15 protein-coding genes are annotated in these 18,666 nt (G+C 69.5%); 12 read left to right on the forward strand and 3 right to left on the reverse strand.

The window, feature by feature from the left end; all coding sequences use genetic code 11:
* Window positions 1-148: 148 nt before the first annotated feature.
* Complete coding sequence (locus tag ACFYWY_RS35885) at window positions 149-1,033, reverse strand: peptidoglycan-binding protein (protein WP_389194952.1); 885 nt, start codon at window positions 1,031-1,033, stop codon at window positions 149-151.
* Window positions 1,034-1,225: 192 nt separating this feature from the next.
* Between ACFYWY_RS35885 and ACFYWY_RS35890 the strand changes: the two genes are divergently transcribed.
* Window positions 1,226-2,806: a methylmalonyl-CoA mutase gene (locus ACFYWY_RS35890; RefSeq protein WP_389194955.1), complete on the forward strand. Its 1,581-nt coding sequence runs from the start codon at window positions 1,226-1,228 to the stop codon at window positions 2,804-2,806.
* A 133-nt stretch (window positions 2,807-2,939) separates the two neighbouring features.
* Window positions 2,940-3,593 (forward strand): leucine efflux protein LeuE, encoded by a 654-nt coding sequence (leuE, locus tag ACFYWY_RS35895; RefSeq protein ID WP_389194958.1) that lies wholly within the window; start codon window positions 2,940-2,942, stop codon window positions 3,591-3,593.
* A gap of 112 nt (window positions 3,594-3,705) precedes the next feature.
* Here the strand turns inward: leuE and ACFYWY_RS35900 are convergent, their stop codons facing one another.
* A complete protein-coding gene (locus ACFYWY_RS35900; protein WP_389194960.1) occupies window positions 3,706-5,073 on the reverse strand; it encodes an alpha-2,8-polysialyltransferase family protein in 1,368 nt (455 codons plus the stop codon).
* A complete protein-coding gene (locus ACFYWY_RS35905; protein WP_389194963.1) occupies window positions 5,073-6,062 on the reverse strand; it encodes a glycosyltransferase family 2 protein in 990 nt (329 codons plus the stop codon). Before ACFYWY_RS35905 ends, ACFYWY_RS35900 begins: the two co-directional genes overlap by 1 nt.
* A gap of 187 nt (window positions 6,063-6,249) precedes the next feature.
* Here ACFYWY_RS35905 and ACFYWY_RS35910 point away from each other — a divergent pair, with 187 nt between their 5' ends.
* From ACFYWY_RS35910 to ACFYWY_RS35955, 10 genes are all read left to right on the forward strand, one after another.
* Window positions 6,250-7,575, forward strand: coding sequence for a DUF6716 putative glycosyltransferase (locus ACFYWY_RS35910; RefSeq protein WP_389194966.1), 1,326 nt, complete (start codon window positions 6,250-6,252; stop codon window positions 7,573-7,575).
* Window positions 7,576-7,625: 50 nt separating this feature from the next.
* Window positions 7,626-8,990 carry a cytidylyltransferase domain-containing protein gene (locus ACFYWY_RS35915; RefSeq protein WP_389194969.1) on the forward strand — a complete coding sequence of 455 codons (1,365 nt, stop codon included), beginning with the start codon at window positions 7,626-7,628 and terminating at the stop codon, window positions 8,988-8,990.
* 12 nt (window positions 8,991-9,002) lie between these two features.
* A complete protein-coding gene (locus ACFYWY_RS35920) occupies window positions 9,003-9,926 on the forward strand; it encodes an N-acetylneuraminate synthase family protein (RefSeq protein WP_389194972.1) in 924 nt (307 codons plus the stop codon).
* Window positions 9,927-10,031: 105 nt separating this feature from the next.
* Window positions 10,032-11,114 (forward strand): hypothetical protein, encoded by a 1,083-nt coding sequence (locus ACFYWY_RS35925; RefSeq protein WP_389194974.1) that lies wholly within the window; start codon window positions 10,032-10,034, stop codon window positions 11,112-11,114.
* Window positions 11,115-11,294: 180 nt separating this feature from the next.
* Window positions 11,295-12,518: an amidohydrolase gene (locus tag ACFYWY_RS35930; RefSeq protein ID WP_389195050.1), complete on the forward strand. Its 1,224-nt coding sequence runs from the start codon at window positions 11,295-11,297 to the stop codon at window positions 12,516-12,518.
* A 548-nt stretch (window positions 12,519-13,066) separates the two neighbouring features.
* Complete coding sequence (locus ACFYWY_RS35935) at window positions 13,067-14,113, forward strand: BMP family protein (protein WP_389194977.1); 1,047 nt, start codon at window positions 13,067-13,069, stop codon at window positions 14,111-14,113.
* A 178-nt stretch (window positions 14,114-14,291) separates the two neighbouring features.
* A complete protein-coding gene (locus tag ACFYWY_RS35940) occupies window positions 14,292-15,884 on the forward strand; it encodes an ABC transporter ATP-binding protein (RefSeq protein WP_389194980.1) in 1,593 nt (530 codons plus the stop codon).
* Window positions 15,881-16,990 carry an ABC transporter permease gene (locus ACFYWY_RS35945; RefSeq protein ID WP_389194983.1) on the forward strand — a complete coding sequence of 370 codons (1,110 nt, stop codon included), beginning with the start codon at window positions 15,881-15,883 and terminating at the stop codon, window positions 16,988-16,990. The genes ACFYWY_RS35940 and ACFYWY_RS35945 overlap by 4 nt, the downstream gene beginning before the upstream one ends.
* Window positions 16,987-18,252 carry an ABC transporter permease gene (locus ACFYWY_RS35950; RefSeq protein ID WP_389194986.1) on the forward strand — a complete coding sequence of 422 codons (1,266 nt, stop codon included), beginning with the start codon at window positions 16,987-16,989 and terminating at the stop codon, window positions 18,250-18,252. The genes ACFYWY_RS35945 and ACFYWY_RS35950 overlap by 4 nt, the downstream gene beginning before the upstream one ends.
* The gene (locus ACFYWY_RS35955) at window positions 18,249-18,650 is read left to right on the forward strand and encodes a cytidine deaminase (RefSeq protein ID WP_389194989.1); all 402 of its coding nucleotides are present in this window, start codon (window positions 18,249-18,251) and stop codon (window positions 18,648-18,650) included. The genes ACFYWY_RS35950 and ACFYWY_RS35955 overlap by 4 nt, the downstream gene beginning before the upstream one ends.
* The last annotated feature ends 16 nt before the right edge of the window (window positions 18,651-18,666 follow it).

Below are 18,666 nucleotides of genomic sequence, written 5' to 3' on the forward strand. Positions count from 1 at the left end.
TTTTCCGCCCCGGGCGATTTGGCGTGTGACCCGCGTGTAATTGGGGGCCCCCCGCGCGGGGGGCCCCCCCCCCCCCCGGGGGGGCGCCCCCCGGGGGGGGGGGCCCCCCCCCCCCGGGCCCCCCCCCCGCCACATACTCGCCTCGCACTCACCAATAAATGACTACGCGGTCACCGTTTCGGACCTGCGCGAAGAGCGAAGCGATCTTCCCCTCGTTCCGGACATTGACGCAGCCGTGCGAAGCGCCGTTGTAGCCCCGGGCCGCGAAGTCCGCCGAGTAGTGCACCGCCTGGCCGCCGCTGAAGAACATCGCGTACGGCATGGGCGTGTGGTAGATCGACGAGACGTGGTGCCGTGACTTCTGGAAGACGCTGAAGGCGCCCTCACGCGTCGGCGTGTACTGCGAGCCGAAGCGCACGTCCATCGTCGACTGCACCTTGCCGTCGATCACCCACGAGAGCGTGCGGGTGGTCTTGCTGATGCACATCACCCGGCCCGTCTTGCAGCGCGGGTCCAGCTTCGCCGACGGCTTGTTGACGGTCCTGCCCTTCAGCTCGTCGCGCGTCGGCTCCTTCGTCATGGCGAGCAGCTTCTGCCAGGTCACGGTGTCCGTGTCGCCCGTCGTCGGCAGGCCGCGCTTGCCCTGGAAGCCCTTGACGGACGCGACCGTCACCGGACCGTACGTGCCGGTCGGGGTGTCGTCGAACCAACCGATCTGGGCCAGCCTGGCCTGTAGTTCGCGCACCCGCTCGCTCTTCGAGCCGCTCGCCATCAGGACCTCGGGCTTCGCGGTCGTGGCGGACTGGCTCGGCTTCGCCGACGGCGTGCCCGGGGCCGGCGCGGAAGACGTCGGCGTCGATGTGGCGCCCGGCGCGGGCGCGGTGCTGCCAGGCTTCGCGTCGGCCGGCGACGGGCCGGCGGCGGCCTGCGCCGTACAACCGGTGGCCACGGCCAGCACGGCGGCCGCGGCGAGTGTTCTGCGTATGACGGATCCGCGTATGGCGGCTCTGGGTATGACGGTTTTCCGAAGCATGTACGCCCCCCTGTATCTCCTGTGCCCCATGAGACAGATTCCCGCTCTGCCCGGTTGCGCAATCCCGCGCATTATGGGGAAGAAGCTGTGAGGAAGGTCCCAGCGCGTGGCCCTCCACCCGTACCGGACCCGCCGCTACAGTCCGTCGCGAAGGCCGGTTACCAGCGAGTAGCTCCAGTGGAGGCACACATCATGGCGCGCGAGTCCGAGTCGGGAGTACCCATCGAACCGGTCTACGGGCCGGACGCACTGGAGGGGTGGGACCCGGCAGAGAAGCTGGGCGAGCCCGGCTCGTACCCCTTCACCCGCGGCGTCTACCCGACGATGTACACCGGCCGGCCCTGGACGATGCGCCAGTACGCGGGCTTCGGCACCGCCGTCGAGTCCAACGCCCGCTACAAGGACCTCATCGCCCACGGCACCATGGGCCTGTCCGTCGCCTTCGACCTGCCGACCCAGATGGGGCACGACTCGGACGCGCCGATCGCGCACGGCGAGGTCGGCAAGGTCGGCGTCGCGATCGACTCGATCGACGACATGAAGCTGCTGTTCGGCGGGATCCCGCTGGACAAGGTCTCCACGTCGATGACGATCAACGCGCCGGCCGCGCTGCTTCTGCTGCTGTACCAACTCGTCGGCGAGGAGCAGGGCGTCCCCGCGGACAAGCTCACCGGCACCATCCAGAACGATGTACTCAAGGAGTACATCGCACGCGGCACGTACATCTTCCCGCCCAAGCCCTCGCTGCGGCTGATCGCCGACATCTTCAAGTACTGCAAGGCCGAGATCCCGAAGTGGAACACCATCTCGATCTCCGGCTATCACATGGCGGAGGCCGGGGCCTCGCCCGCGCAGGAGATCGCGTTCACGCTCGCGGACGGCATCGAGTACGTCCGTACGGCCGTCGCCGCGGGCATGGACGTGGACGACTTCGCGCCGCGCCTGTCGTTCTTCTTCGTCTCCCGTACGACGCTCCTGGAGGAGGTCGCCAAGTTCCGTGCCGCGCGCAGGATCTGGGCGAAGGTGATGCGCGAGGAGTTCGGCGCGAAGAACCCCAAGTCGCTGATGCTGCGGTTCCACACGCAGACCGCCGGTGTGCAGCTGACCGCGCAGCAGCCCGAGGTGAACCTGGTGCGTGTCGCTGTCCAGGGGCTCGCGGCCGTGCTCGGCGGTACGCAGTCGCTGCACACCAACTCCTTCGACGAGGCGATCGCCCTCCCGACGGACAAGTCGGCCCGGCTCGCGCTGCGTACGCAGCAGGTCCTCGCGTACGAGACGGATGTGACGGCGACCGTCGACCCGTTCGCGGGTTCGTACGTCGTGGAGAAGATGACGGACGACGTGGAGGCGGCGGCGCTGGCGCTGATGCGGCGGGTCGAGGACCTGGGCGGCGCGGTCAGCGCGATCGAGCACGGCTTCCAGAAGAACGAGATCGAGCACAGCGCCTACCGCATCGCGCAGGAGACCGACAGCGGCGAGCGGGTCGTCGTCGGCGTCAACCGCTACGCGCTGGACGAGGAGGAGCCGTACGAGCCGCTGCGTGTGGACCCGGCGATCGAGGCACAGCAGGCGGAACGCCTTGCGAAGCTGCGGGCGGAGCGCGACCAGGCGGCGGTGGATACGGCGCTGGCGGCGCTGCGGAAGGCCGCGGAAGGGACGGACAACGTCCTTTACCCGATGAAGGACGCGCTGAAGGCGCGGGCGACGGTGGGCGAGGTGTGCGACGCGCTGCGCGCGGTGTGGGGCACCTATGTCCCCACGGATGCCTTCTGAGCAGATCGGGCGCGCCTGAGCGGACCCGGCATGCCTGAGCGGATCGGGCACGCCTGAGCGGACCCGGCATGCCTCATTCCGTGATACGAAACACGAAGGCGGAGTGACGTACCCATGTGCGACACTCCGCCTCATGCTGGGTGTTACTGATCTGCCGACCTATCTGGCCGGCCTTGTCCTGATCGTTCTGCTGCCGGGGCCGAACTCCCTGTACGTGCTCTCGGTCGCCGCGCGCCGAGGTGTGCGTACGGGCTATACGGCCGCCGCCGGCGTGTGGTGCGGCGACACCGTGTTGATGGTGCTGTCCGCGGCGGGCGTCGCCTCGCTGCTCCAGGCCAACGCCGTGCTCTTCGGGATCGTGAAGTTCGCCGGCGCCGGCTATCTGACCTGGCTGGCGATCGGGATGCTGCGCGCGGCCTGGTCGATGTGGCGCACCCGGCGCGAGCGGACGGTCGAGGAGCCGGCCGCGGACGGCGCGACCGCCGCCGAGCGGCCGTTCCGCAGGGCCTTTGTGATCAGTCTGTTCAACCCGAAGGCGATCCTCTTCTTCATCGCCTTCTTCGTGCAGTTCGTCGACCCGGGCTACGCCTATCCGGCGCTGTCCTTCGTGGTGCTCGGCGTGCTCGCGCAGCTGGCGAGCTTCCTGTATCTGACGCTGCTGATCTTCACCGGCACCCACCTCGCTGCCGCGTTCCGCCGCCGCAAGCGTCTGTCGGCGGGGGCGACATCGGCGGCCGGCGCGCTGTTCCTCGGCTTCGCGGTGAAGCTCTCGATCAGCAGCTCCTGACCCGCTCCAGCCACTCGGTCAGCCCGGTCGCGTCCTCGCCCGCCCGTTCGGCCCTGCCCCGGGGCGGGGCCGCGGGGCAAGGCCGAACGGGGCCCCGGGGCAAGGCGTCGGGTCAGCCCAGTGCCACCCGCTTCAGGCGGCGGGCCCGGCGAACCACCCTGCGTACCGCCGCGTTCCGCGGGACCGGGATCCCGCCCGGCAGACCGAGCACCGTCAGCCGGCGGCGCTTGAAGTAGCGCCGGGTGTGCGAGTCCAGGTGGCCCCGGAGATAGCTCTCCGCCGCCGCTCGCAGATCCGGCCTGAGCTGCGCCTGCATCGCGAAGCCGACCGTGTTGAGCAGGCCGGTCACCGTCTCGTCCACCTCCCGCGGCGCGCCCGATTCGCCCTTCGCCAGGTCGGGCAGCAGCGCGTCGACGATCGTCAGGGGAATCCGGTTGCTGTTCTGGTACGGCGTGAGCCGGTCGAGGAGCGGCTCGGTGCCGATCCGGGCCACCGGGATGCCGTAGAACGTGCTCGCCGTGAACAGCGCGGTCGAGAAGCAGCCCGCCACCAGTGCGGGCCGCAGCTGCCGGTAGAGCACCTCGGCGATCAACGGCCGGTCCAGGACGATCAGTTCCGCCTCCAGCGTCTCCGCCTCGCGCTCCAGGGTGCGCGTCCAGGACGCCGGGGCCGTGGGGTGCGGTTTGAATACAATCCGGCGGTGGCCGAGCGCGACCGCGCCCCGCACCATCCGGACGTGGAGGGCCTCTTCCTCCTCGGGCGTGATGATGCCGAGCGCCGCGAGGTACTGGCCGAGCAGCAGGGCCGGGCCGTCTCCCGCCGCGGTCTCCTCACCCCCCGCGGGTCCCTCACCCGCCGCGGTCGCCTCGCCGGGTGCCGCGTCCGGGACGGCGTCGGAGAGTTCGGCGACGACCTTGACGAAGGCTTCCGTCGGTACGACCTGCGCCTCCGCCCCGAACTCCGCGAGCAGCAAAGGCTTCAGGCCCGGCACGAGATCCAGGTGGAACAGCCTGCGCACCCGCTCGCCGACCAGCGGGTCGATCTTGCTGCGGGTCGGCCCATAGCTCATCAGCCCGTCCGCGTACACGTCCAGCGTCGCGTCCGGGAAGAGCTGCGCGATCGCCAGCGCCGGGTTGACCTGGATGGACTCGACGGCCAGCTCGATCCGGTCGTCACCGAGGTCCCACAGCATCCGCAGATACCGCTCCCACAGCGGGCCGTCGTCCGAGCGCGGGGCCCAGCCTCCCGGGTGAAAAGGGGAGATCGCCTCGTTCCAGGAGAGCACCCCGTCGAAGCGGCCGCGCAGCCGCTCGAACCCGGGCATCGTGTCCAGTGAGGGCGAAGTCTCCGGCGTCGACGCGTTGTTGGCGACCAGCAGGAGGCGCCGGTCGGCGGTCGCGAAGCAGCCGCTGTCGATCGCCGCGGCGAGCGTGGCCGCCCCGTACAGCGAGGACGCGTAGAAGATCTGGGTCGTACGCATCAGGCCGCCGCCTCCCCGGAGACGGAGAGAGGGGAGGGGCGGCGGCGCAGCCTGCGCAGTCTCGATGCGCGCTCGACGTCCATCGAGTCGAGCGCTTCCTTCAAAATGTCCTGCGGCATCCGCTTCAGGGCCGCCGCGCTCATTGCACGCAATTTCCGCGCCACAGCGGGTTCGAACCTCTCTATTGATCCCAAGTGGTGGGAAATGACGGCACAGTACGTTCGCACGGCTTTCGGCAACAAGCGAGCGGAATCCGGATCCTTCGCCGTTTCTTCGAGCACCTGGTCGAATGCCCGGATGAAATCGAGCTGGCGAATGTCACCAATTTGTGTCAGGGATGATGCAACGCCGCGTCGGTAGAAGATCCCCAAGTGGCTGATTGCGGCGAAAGACTCGGCCTCGCGGTGCAGCCGCCAGATCCACGGCCGGTCCTCGGCGGTGCGCAGCCCGTCCGTGAAATGCAGCAGTCCGCGATCCGCGAGCCGCCGGTGGTACATCCCGGCCCAGGCGAACGGATAGTCGACGCCGGTCGACCGGTCGGCGGGCAGGATCACGTCCCGCGGACGCAGCACCTCGCCGCGCCGGCCGACCGGGACGCGGTGGACCGTACGGGCCCTGGCCGTGCACTGGACATGGTCGGTGCGGACGAAGTCGCAGCCGAGCTCCTCCATGGCGGTGAGCAGCAGCTCGTAGTGGCCGGGGGCCAGCCAGTCGTCTCCGTCGAGGAAGGTGATGTACTCCCCGCTCGCGGCGTCGAGACCGGTGTTCCGCGCCGTGGCGAGGCCGCCGTTCTGTTCATGTCTGATCAGCCGAGCCCCCGGAACCTCACGCTCCGCCCGCTCCAGGATCTCCGGCGTCCCATCTGTCGAGCAATCGTCGACAAGCAGGAATTCGAAGTCCTCGCGGGCGTTCGCCTGGAGACTTCTCAGGGTGTCGGGGGCGTATGTCTGCACGTTGAAGAACGGCACGATGACGGAGAGCTTAACCACCCGGGTGAGGCTAGGCCGAAACCCGGCATTCGTTCTGTCGCTGGGAGGGATGGCGGGTGAACGCAGGGCGGCGAGTCCGTTAACCCGCTTGATTCATGGGCATTTTCGCCAATCGTAGACACGCTGTTAACCAGCTGTTGTGGTCGAGTTGGGCCGTCAAACGGAATGCCTTTCTAACGTCCTCGGCGTGCCATCAAGTACCAGCGAGGCCGTACGGGTCGCCGTACTCGCCGACTCCGACACCCGGTGGAAATGGGGCGCGCTCACCGCGCGCCGTATAGCCCCCGCAGACGCCCCGGACTCCATCGAGCTGAGCGGCTTTCTGCTGCGCGGCCGGGCCACTCCCACGGCCCGCCAGCTCGCCGAAGTCGGAGCGCGTGCCGACGACGTGCGCGAGCTGACCGGCAACGAGTTCCTGCGGGTGATGAAGGACGAGCCGTACGACGTGATCGTGCTCGCCCTCGTCGGCGGCGCGGTCCAGGCCATGCTGCACGGGCTCGCCGCGCTGGCGCTGCCCCGCAGGCCCGTCGTCGTCACCGGCTATGTCGGCGTCGTATACGAGAAGCTCGCCGACGGCCTGCTGCTGCGGCACGGCGCGGACGTGGTCCTCGCCAACTCACGGCACGACGCGGACCGGTTCCGCACGGTGTACGAGGGCGTGGGCGCCGACGCCTCGTCCGTCACCGAGGCCGCGCTGCCGTTCCTCGGCGGCGCGCCCTACGAGGCCGCGGACGACCGCGACACCGTCGTCTTCGCCGCTCAGCCCTCCGTGCCCGAGTCCCGCGCCCACCGCACCTATCTGCTGAGGCGCCTGGTCGAGCACGCCAGGCTCCATCCGCACCGCGAGGTGCTGCTGAAGCTGCGCTCCAGGCCCGGCGAGCACACCACGCACCTCGAAGAGCTGCCGTACCAGAAGCTCGCCGACAAGCTGCCCGGCGGACTGCCGCCGAACTTCAAGCTGGTCTACGGGCACATGGGCGAGGTCCTCGACCGCACCGACCTGCTGGTGACGGTCTCCTCGACGGCCGCCCTGGAGTCCCTGCACCGGCGCATCCCCACCGCGGTCCTCAGCGACCTGGGTGTGCGCGAGGCGCTCGGCAACCACCACTTCCTCGGCTCCGGGCTGCTGACCTCCTGGGACAGCCTGGACGGCGGCCACCGGCCCGTCCCCTGCCCGGACTGGCTGGCGAGGCAGGGCGTCGGCGCGGACGGCACGTACGAAACGGCCTTCGACGCGGCTCGCAAGCGCGTCGCCGAACTGCTCGAGCAGTCCGAGCTCCCGCCGATCGCGCCGTACTACTCGCCCGCCACCGCGCCGGGCTATCTGCCCGGCATCCTCGCCCGCCACCACCTGGCCCCCGACGGCGCCCCGCTGCCGGGCGCGGCCCCGAAGGCAGAGGCCACCGGTATACGGCGCGTGGTGCGCGACGCCGTACGGAACGCGGCGCGCGGCGCGTACCGCCACGGCGTGCAGCGCGTCGCCCCCGTCATCCGCCGGATGGGCCAGCTGTGACCCCCGCCACCCCGGGCGCCTCCCCTCAACTCCCGTACTCAGGAGCACCGATGACCGTTCTCGCCGTGATTCCCGCCCGTGGCGGCTCCAAGGGCGTACCGGCAAAGAACCTGGCCCCCGTCGGCGGTGTGCCGCTCGTCGTGCGCGCCGTCCGCGAGAGCCTCGCCGCCCGCCTGGTCACCGATGTCGTGGTCTCCACGGACGACCCGGACATCGCGTCGGCGGCGCGCGGCGCGGGCGCCGAAGTGGTGCTGCGGCCGGCCGCGATCGCCGGGGACACCGCCACCAGCGAGGCAGCGGTGCTGCACGCGATGGACGCGCACGAGGCGATGCACGGCACGCCCGTGGACGTGGTCCTGCTCGTCCAGTGCACCAGCCCCTTCCTGACGCGCGACGACGTCGAGGGCGTCGCCGCCGCGGTCATCGAGGGCGGCGCGGACAGCGCGGTCACCGTGGCCCCCTTCCACGGCTTCGTCTGGCGCGAGCGATCCGCTGACGCTGCCGCTGACGCCGACGCCGGATCCGACGCCGGATCCGACGGCGAGCGACCCGCCACGGCGGTCATCGGCGCCCAGCGCGCCGGCGGCTCCACGGCCATGCTCCACGACACCGCCCCGGCCTCCGGCCACGGCGTAAATCACGACGCGTCCTTCCGGCCGCGCCGTCAGGACCGGCCGCAGGACTTCCTGGAGACGGGGGCGGCGTACGCGATGTCCGCCACCGGTTTCCGCGAGGCCGGGCACCGCTTCTTCGGCCGCACCGCGCTGGTGCGTACCGACCCCGCGCGGGTCCTCGAGGTCGACGACCCGCACGACCTCGCCAGGGCCTGCGCGCTCGCCCCGCTGCTCGATGTCTCCGCGCTGCCCACGCGCGACGACGTCGACGCCGTCGTCCTGGACTTCGACGGCACCCAGACCGACGACCGCGTGTACATCGACGCGGACGGGCACGAGACCGTCGCCGTGCACCGCGGCGACGGCCTCGGCATCGCGCATCTGCGCAAGGCCGGCCTGGAACTGCTCATCCTGTCCACCGAGCAGAACCCCGTCGTCGCCGCCCGCGGCCGCAAGCTCCAGATCCCCGTCCTGCACGGCATCGACCGCAAGGACCTCGCGCTGAAGCAGTGGTGCGAGGAGCGCGGGATCGCGCCGGACCGGGTGCTCTACGTCGGCAACGACGTCAACGACCTTCCGTGCTTCAACCTCGTCGGCTGGCCCGTGGCCGTCGCGAGTGCGCACGGCTCCGTACGTGCCGCAGCGCGTGCCGTCACTGCCACGCGCGGCGGCGAGGGGGCGATCCGCGAGATCGCCTCCTGGCTCCTCGGCCCGACTCTCAACACCCCTGCCAGCACTGCCCACACCCCTCCCGGCACCACCCACACCCCTGCCACGTCCCACAACTCCCCCGAGAAGTAAGGAACGACCCCCATGAGCACGTCCCGTCTGCGCACCCTCGGCACCCGGACAGCCGGCCCCGGCCACCCCGTCTATGTCACGGGTGAGATCGGCATCAACCACAACGGCGACCTGAACAACGCCTTTGCGCTCATCGATGCCGCCGCCGACGCCGGCTGTGACGCGGTCAAGTTCCAGAAGCGCACCCCGGAGATCTGCACCCCGCGCGACCAGTGGGACATCGAGCGCGACACCCCCTGGGGCCGGATGACCTACATCGACTACCGCCACCGTGTGGAGTTCGGTGAGGACGAGTACCGCCAGATCGACGCCCACTGCAAGAAGCGCGGCATCGACTGGTTCGCGTCCCCGTGGGACACCGAGGCCGTCGCCTTCCTTGAGAAGTTCGACGTCCCCGCCCACAAGGTGGCCTCCGCTTCGCTCACCGACGACGAGCTGCTGCGCGCCCTGCGCGCCACCGGCAAGACCGTCATCCTCTCCACCGGCATGTCCACGCCGAAGCAGATCCGGCACGCGGTCGAGGTGCTCGGCAGCGACAACATCCTGCTCTGCCACGCCACGTCGACGTACCCGGCGAAGGCGGAGGAGCTCAACCTCCGCGTGATCAACAGCCTCCAGGGCGAGTACCCGAACGTCCCGATCGGCTACAGCGGCCACGAGACCGGCCTGCAGACCACGCTCGCCGCGGTCGCGCTCGGCGCCGCCTTCGTCGAGCGCCACATCACGCTGGACCGTGCCATGTGGGGCTCCGACCAGGCCGCCTCCGTCGAGCCGGGCGGCCTGCAGCGCCTGGTCCGCGACATCCGCACCATCGAGACCGCGCTCGGCGACGGCGTCAAGAAGGTCTACGAGTCCGAGCTTGCCCCGATGAAGAAGCTGCGCCGTGTCGCGGGCGTCGTCGCCGAGGCCGACGACCGCGAGCCGGCCCAGGTCTGACAGGCCTGGCGCCGTGCGGTGCCTCCCCGGGGGCTCGCCCCCGGACTCCCGGTCCCACAAGCAGGCCAGCGGGCTGGCCGACCCGGCACCACGAGGTGAAATACGGTGAACCTCGCCTTTGTCGAGAGTCCGGTCCAGCTCCTGAACGTCCTGGAGTGGGCCCACGCACAGCACGGTGCGCCGCTGGCCGGTGTCCCGTCCCAGTCGGCGGGCCCGGCGGGATCGGCACGGTCGGGCGGCGTCGATCTCACGGTGGTCGTTCTGTCGCCCACCGACCCCATGTCGCGGGGCCAGCTGCGCCGGATGGCGGAGCTGGCCCGCGACGAGGGGTACACGGTGCGCTGGCAGGAGGCGCGCGGCCGGGCGGGCGCGCCGCTGAAGACGGTGCGTGAGCTGGCTCCGCTGCTGCATCGCGCCGAGCGCATCGTCATCGGGGACCCGTTCTCCCGCTACGTACAGCTGCTGCTGACCCTGGTCGGCAGCAGGGATCTGACCGTGGTCGACGACGGCACCGCCACGATGGAGTTCGTGGCACAGCTCGCGCGCGGCGAGAAGCTGGTGCGCTGGCACCGGCGCGGCAGGCGGGGGCCTCGCGAGCTGGTACTCGCGCCGGTCACCTTCCTGGCCCGCCGCCGGCTCACCCCGTCGCGCAGCCGCGATGTCGAGGTCTTCACCTCGATGCCGGTCGAGCCGCCGCAGGGGATCACCGTCACGCCGAACCTGTTCGGCTGGACCCGTTCCCGGTTCGGCCCGCCCAAGATCACCCGGGGCGCGGACCTGGTCGGCACGTCGCTGGTGGAGACGGGGGTGGTCGACCCGGACCAGTATGTGGAGGCGGTCACCGCCCTGGCCCGTACGCACGGCGCCACCCGCTACTTCGCGCACCGCCGCGAGAGCTCGGAAAAGCTCCACCGCCTCGCCGTCGAGACGGGCCTGGAGATAGTCCGGCCGGATCTGCCGCTGGAGCTGATCGCCCGCCGCGGCCCGATAGGCGCCACGGTCCTCAGCTTCCCCTCGACCGTGGTGCACACCCTGCCGCTCGCCCTGGTGGGCACCGGAATCAGGGTCGCGGTCTGCGACATAGCCCCGGAATGGCTCAGGGACAGCGCCTCCCCACGGGCCCAGGGGTTCCTGGCGGGGGTCACGGGGACGGCTCAGGATGTGCAGCGGCTGCCCGCACCGGCCTGAAGGCGTGATCTGCCGGATCTGCATGATCTGCCGGGCGGAGAGAAGAAGTGAGTTTACCCACATGCATGGACAACCATGCACCTCGGAGCCGTCTTTCCTTACCCTATCGGGCTGAACTTTTGTTGATCAGTGGCCAGTTGGACCCCACCTGGACGTATTCTTCAACAGGTGAACCAACTCATGTCCCCCGAGTCAGAAGCTGACCTGCGCGGGGAAGCCGCACTGCCCGGCACGCTGTCCGAATCGCTGCGCGCCGAGCTGATCGCCTTCCGCCGCGACCTGCACATGCACCCGGAGCTCGGCAACCAGGAGTTCCGTACCACCGCCGCGCTCAAGGCCCGCCTGGAGCGGGCCGGCCTCTCGCCGCGGGTGCTCGACATCGGTACGGGACTCGTCTGTGACATCGGGACCTGGGACGGGACACGCCCGCTGTTCGCAATCCGCGCCGACATCGACGCGCTGCCCATCCCCGACACCAAGACCGGGGTGCCCTACCGCTCGACCGTCCCCGACCGCGCCCACGCGTGCGGGCACGATGTGCACACCACCACTGTCCTCGGCGCCGGGCTCGTCCTCGCCGAGCTCGACCGGCAGGGCCTGCTTCCGCAGCCGGTCCGGCTGATCTTCCAGCCCGCAGAGGAAGTGCTGCCGGGCGGCGCGCCCGACGCCATCGAGTCCGGGGTGCTGGACGGCGTCGGCAAGATCATCGGGGTGCACTGCGACCCCAGGGTCGACGCGGGCGTCATCGGGCTGCGGGCCGGGCCCATCACCTCCGCCTGCGACCGGCTGGAGGTCACGCTCGACGGCCCCGGCGGCCACACCGCCCGCCCGCATCTGACCACCGATCTGGTCACCGCGGCCGCGAACATCGCCACCGAGGTCCCGGCCCTGCTCGCCCGCCGCGTCGACGCACGCTCCGGCCTCGCCATCACCTGGGGCCGTATCGAGGCGGGCCACGCCTGCAATGTCATCCCGCAGCACGCCGAACTGTCCGGAACTGTTCGCTGCCTCGACCTGCCGGGCTGGCGCGCGGCCCCCGACCTGGTGCACGCGGCCATCGACGAGATCGCCACGCTGCACCGGGCCAAGTCGCAGGTCAACTACATCCGCGGGGTCCCGCCGGTGGTCAACGACCCAGTGGTGACCGAGCTGCTGCGCGACGCGCAGACCGCGCGCCGGGGATCGTACGCAATCGAGGACACCGAACAGAGCCTGGGCGGCGAGGACTTCTCCTGGTACCTGGAGCATGTGCCCGGCGCGATGGCGCGACTGGGCGTGCGTACGCCTGGTGATACGACCCGGCGCGATCTGCACCGCGGCGACTTCGACGCCGACGAGCGTGCGATCAAGGTCGGCGTCGAGCTGTTCACGGCCGCGGCTCTCATCGACGGGCTCCCCGCCTGAGCCGAGAAGGACGAAAAGCGCCCGTGACTCCGCGGGCGCCGGCCTGCGCAGGGCCGGGCGTCCTCGCCCCGAGCGGCGAGGAGCAGGACGAAGGCCAGGCGGGGACTGTCGGCGGGCGGCGCAGCACGACACAGCGAGTGGTCCACGATTCCAGCCGGGTGAAAGCCGAGCGCGGGAGCTTTCCCGAGAAATCCCGCTTGCATTCGGGAGTTCCTGTTCCCACTTGCCGACACCCTTTGGCGAACCCCCTCTGCGAAATAGCGAATTCGGCCACGCATGTGCAAGGACAAGCCGACCCCGGATCGGGGGCCAGTCGCTACTGGTGACTGCATCGGCGCTCTACGTAGCGGAAGGTGTCCGGTATATGGATCATGCGGTGTATGTGAGGCCTATGGAAGAATGTCGGCCATGTGTATCCTCCAAGTCCTTCACGCGTCGATCCGATAACGACTGATGAACGGGTCTTTAACTGACATCTACGCGCGTTACGATCGCCGCGAAAGCAGCGCCGGAAGTGGCGCTTTCGGCCAGGTCTAAGGAGCCTTTCCGTGCGCCGGATCACCAGGATCGCCACCGTGGGCGTCGCCTCCGCGGCTCTCGCAATGTCCGCCACCGCGTGTGGCGGGAAATCGTCTTCCGAGGCTGGCTCGGACAAGGAAGCCACCGCCGCCATCGCCTACGACATCGGCGGCCGCGGCGACCAGTCCTTCAACGACGCCGCCTACGCCGGTCTCGAGAAGGCTGAGAAGGACCTCGGCATCAAGGGCACCGAGGCCGAGCCCAGCGAGGGTGAGGGCGACCCCGACAAGGTCCAGCGCCTCACCGAGCTGGCCCGAGCCGGCAACAACCCCGTGATCGGCGTCGGCTTCGCCTACGCTCCGGCCATCGCGGAGGTCGCGCCCAAGTTCCCGAAGACCACCTTCGGTCTCATCGACGACACCTCGAAGACCGGCAAGAACATCGCCAACCTGGTCTTCAACGAGGAGCAGGGCTCCTACCTGGCCGGTGTCGCCGCCGCCAAGGTGACCAAGACCAGCACGGTCGGCTTCATCGGTGGTGTCGAGACCCCGCTGATCAAGAAGTTCGAGGCGGGCTTCGTCCAGGGCGTCAAGGACACCAACAAGAGCGTCAACGTCAAGGTCCAGTACCTGACGCAGCCGCCGGACTTCGGTGGCTTCTCCAAGCCCGACCTTGGCAAGGCCGCCGCACAGGGCCAGCTCGACGCGGGCGCAGACGTGATCTACGCCGCCGCCGGTCTCGCCGGCTCGGGCTCGATCGAGGCCGCGGCCAAGGCCAAGAAGTGGGCCATCGGCGTCGACTCGGACCAGTACAACCAGAAGGGTCTGGCTCCCTACAAGGAGTACATCCTCACCTCGGTGACCAAGGATGTCGCGGACTCCGTCTACAACCTGATCAAGTCGGTCAAGGACGGCAAGCCGCAGTCCGGTGAGGTCCGTTACGGCCTCGCCAAGGACGGTGTGGGCCTGGCCGCCTCCAACCCGGCCTACACCAAGCTGACCGACGTGACCGCCGCGGTCGAGAAGGCCAAGGCCGACATCATCGCCGGTACGATCAAGGTCAAGACCGCTCCGTAACCGCGGGCCAGGAACCTTGAGGTCCGCGGGTCCGGAGGGTGGCGAACAGCCGCCCTTCGGGCCCCGGGCCGGTTTCCGGTCACGGGTTTTCTATATTCGATAGCGCTACGCGCGTAGATCGCTCATTGACGCGATAACTTCGCCCAGCCCCCTGCCTCCAGCCCCTCCGCATGCCTCCATGCTCCTTTCCCGCCAAGGAGAGTGCGTCATCACCGCGTCCAGCCCTCCTGCCGCCGTAGAACTGCGCGGCATCACCAAGCGCTTCCCCGGCGTCGTCGCCAACCACGACATCGACATCACCGTCGGCAAGGGCACCGTGCACGCCCTCGTCGGTGAGAACGGTGCCGGCAAGTCGACCCTCATGAAGATCCTCTACGGCATGCAGAAGCCGGACGAGGGCACCATCACCATCGAGGGCGACCAGGTCACCTTCGCCAGCCCGGCCGACGCCATCGCGCGCGGCATCGGCATGGTCCACCAGCACTTCATGCTGGCCGACAACCTCACCGTGCTGGAGAACGTGGTTCTCGGCGGCGAGAAGCTGTACGGCATCGGGGCCCGGGCCCGTAAGAAGATCCAGGAGATCTCGGACGCGTACGGGCTGAACATCCGCCCGGACGTCCTCGTGGAGCAGCTCGGCGTCGCCGACCGCCAGCGTGTGGAGATCCTCAAGGTCCTCTACCGCGGCGCTCGCATCCTCATCCTCGACGAGCCGACCGCCGTGCTCGTCCCGCAGGAGGTTGACGCGCTCTTCGACAATCTGCGCGAGCTCAAGGCCGAGGGCCTGACCGTCATCTTCATCTCGCACAAGCTGGGCGAGGTGCTGTCGGTCGCCGACGAGATCACGGTGATCCGCCGCGGCACGACGGTCGGCACCGCCGACCCCCGCACCACCACCACGAAGCAGCTCGCCGAGCTGATGGTCGGCAGCGAACTGCCCTCGCCGGAGACCCGTGAGTCGACGGTGACGGATGTGCCGATGCTGCGGGTCTCGGACCTCCGGCTGACCGTGACCGACCCCGACGGCGTCATCCGCGAAGTGCTCGCCGGGATCAACTTCACCATTCACAAGGGTGAGGTCATGGGCATCGCCGGTGTCGAGGGCAACGGCCAGACCGAGCTCATCGAGGCCCTGATGGGCATGCGCGACCCCGACGGCGGTGTGATCACCCTCGACGACGCCGACATCTCGCACGCGCCGACCCGCAAGCGCCGCGAGGACGGCATCGGCTACATCCCCGAGGACCGCCACCGGCACGGTCTGCTGCTGGAGTCCCCGCTCTGGGAGAACCGCATCCTCGGCCATGTGACCGAGCGCCCCAACAGCAAGAGGGGCCTGCTCGACCTCAAGGGGGCCCGCGCCGACACCGAGCGGATCGTCCGTGAGTACGACGTCCGCACCCCCGGTATCGAGGTCACCGCGGCATCCCTGTCCGGCGGCAACCAGCAGAAGCTGATCGTCGGCCGCGAGATGAGCCACACGCCGAAGCTGCTGATCGCCGCCCACCCCACCCGTGGTGTGGACGTCGGCGCGCAGGCGGCGATCTGGGACCAGATCCGTGAGGCGCGCCGCGAGGGTCTCGCCGTGCTGCTGATCTCCGCCGACCTGGACGAGCTCATCGGGCTCTCCGACACCCTGCGGGTGATGTACCGGGGCCGGCTGGTCGCGGACGCCGACCCCGCCGCGATCACCCCGGAGGAGCTGGGTTCGGCCATGACCGGCGCAGCCACCGGGCACCTCGAGCACGACGAGAACGGTGAGAGCCGATGAAGAAGTTCGACAAGGACCGGCTGATCCTGGGTCTCGCCGGCCCGGCGCTCGCCCTGGTCGTGGCCTTCGCGCTCACCTCGGTGGTGCTGCTCGTCTCGGACCGCAATCCGGTCGAGCCGTACCAGCTGATGTGGGAGAACGCCGAGTACACCGACGTTCAGGTACTCATCCTCAACCAGGCGGGTACGTACTACCTCGCCGCACTGGCCGTCGCCATCGGCTTCCGGATGAACCTGTTCAACATCGGCGTGGACGGCCAGTACCGCCTCGCGGCGATGCTCGCGGCGGTCGTCGGCGCATCCGTGGAGCTGCCTGGACCGCTCCACATCCTGCTGATCGTGCTCGTCGCCATGTTCGTCGGCGCCTTCTGGGCCGGAATCGCGGGCATCCTGAAGACCACCCGCGGGGTCAGCGAGGTCGTCTCCACGATCATGCTCAATGCGATCGCCACCAGCCTGATCGCATGGATGATCCTGCCGGCCAACCTCGGTGTGCAGCCGGAGGGTTCCAACGACCTGACGACGGGTGAGATCTCCGAGTCCGGCTGGTTCCCGGGCGTGGACGTCGAGGGCGGAGTCATCTACGGCTTCACCTTCGTCGCCTTCGCGCTCGGCATCGTCTACTGGTTCGTGCTCAACCGCACCCGCTTCGGCTTCGACCTGCGCGCCACCGGCGCCAGTGAGTCCGCCGCCCAGGCGAGCGGCGTCGACGCCAAGAAGATGGTCCTGACCGCCATGCTGATCTCCGGCGCGGTCGCGGGTCTGTCCGGTCTGCCGCTGCTGCTGGGCCAGACCCACACGTACAGCCTGAGCTTCCCGGTCGGTGTCGGCTTCACCGGCATCACCATCGCCCTGCTCGGCCGCAACAACCCGGTCGGCATCTTCTTCGCCGCACTGCTCATCTCCTTCCTGGAGAAGACGTCGGCCTCGCTGGACCAGCACGGCTACGAGAAGGAGATCGCCACGATCATGCAGGGCCTGATCGTGATCTCGGTCGTCGTGTCCTACGAACTCGTCCGCCAGTACGGGCTCCGCCGTCAGCAGCAGAAGGTCGGCGAGGAGCTTGCCGCCCAGGCCCGCAAGAACAAGGAGGTCGCGGCAGCATGAGTACGAGCACCGTCTCGATGGCGAGCACCGCGCCCAAGAAGGGCGGCGGACGCCGCAAGCTGTCCCTGCCGGTCATCCTGCTGATCATCGCGGCCGGCCTCGCGCTGTTCTCGCTGGTCCGCGTGATCAGCGGCGCGAACGACCTCACCTCCGTCGGCCAGGTCGCCGGGGCGCTCCAGCTGGCTGTGCCGATCGGTCTCGCGGGACTCGGCGGTCTGTGGGCGGAGCGGGCCGGCGTGGTCAACATCGGCCTCGAGGGCATGATGATCCTCGGTACCTGGTTCGGCGCCTGGGCGGGCTACCAGTGGGGTCCGTGGACCGGTGTCTTGATGGGCATCGTCGGCGGCGCGCTCGGCGGCCTGCTGCACGCGATCATCACGGTGACGTTCAACGTCAACCACATCGTCTCCGGTGTGGCCATCAACATCCTGGCCGTGGGCGTCACCCGCTATCTGTCGAACTTCACCTTCGCCGAGGCCGAGGGCGGCTCCTCCAAGCAGTCCCCGCGCATCGAGCAGATCACCGACATCACCGTCCCCGGACTCTCGGACTGGCTGGCGGACCTCCAGGCCAGGCACTGGTTCTTCATCTCCGACCTGGCCGGTGTCCTCGGTGGTCTGGTGACCAACCTGTCGCTGCTGACCGTCCTGGCGGTCCTGCTGATCCCGGGCACCTGGTGGGTGCTGTGGCGTACGTCCTTCGGTCTGCGGCTGCGCTCCTGTGGTGAGAACCCGGTGGCCGCCGAGACCCTCGGCGTCAACGTCTACAAGTACAAGTACATCGCCGTCATCGTCTCCGGCGGTCTGGCCGGTCTCGGCGGCGCCTTCCTCGCCATCGTGTCCACCGGCATCTACCAGGAGGGCCAGACCGGCGGCCGCGGCTACATCGGTCTCGCCGCGATGATCTTCGGTAACTGGATGCCGGGCGGCATGGCGCTGGGCGCCGGACTCTTCGGCTTCACCGACAGCCTCAAGCTGCGCGGCGGCTCCCAGAACGTCCACGCGATGCTGCTTCTGCTGGCGATCCTGCTGGTGGTGGTCGTGGTCTGGCAGCTGTACAGGAAGAAGTACCTGCAGGCCGTGATCGCCGCGGCGGTGTCCGCCCTGCTGTTCACCTGGTACTCGCTGACCGACGCGCTGCCGAGCCAGTTCGTGGACGCCGCGCCGTACGTCACCACGCTGCTGGTCCTGGCGCTGTCCGCGCAACGCCTGCGGATGCCCAAGGCCGACGGGATGCCGTACCGCAAGGGCGAGGGCAAGTGAGCACCGCCGGCCCGGAAGTCGACTGGGACGCTCTGCGCGAGCAGGCGCGCGAGGCCATGTCGCATGCGTACGCCCCCTACTCCGGCTACCCGGTCGGCGTGGCCGCGCTCGTGGACGACGGCCGTACGGTCATAGGCTGCAACGTCGAGAACGCCTCTTACGGCCTGAGCCTGTGCGCGGAGTGCGGTCTGGTCTCCGCGCTGCAGGCCACCGGCGGCGGCAGGCTGACCCACTTCACCTGCGTGGACGGCCGGGGCGAGATCCTGGTGCCGTGCGGCAGGTGCCGGCAGCTGCTGTTCGAATTCGGCGGCCCCGAGCTGCTGCTGGAGACCCCGGAAGGGGTGCTCCCGCTCTCCGAGATGCTGCCGCAGGCCTTCGGGCCCGGGCATCTGCGCTAGCCCTCGGCCTCCCGCT

Origin of the sequence: Streptomyces sp. NPDC002870 (assembly GCF_042888505.1) — a bacterium.
In the GTDB taxonomy this organism is placed as follows: Bacteria; Actinomycetota; Actinomycetes; order Streptomycetales; family Streptomycetaceae; genus Streptomyces.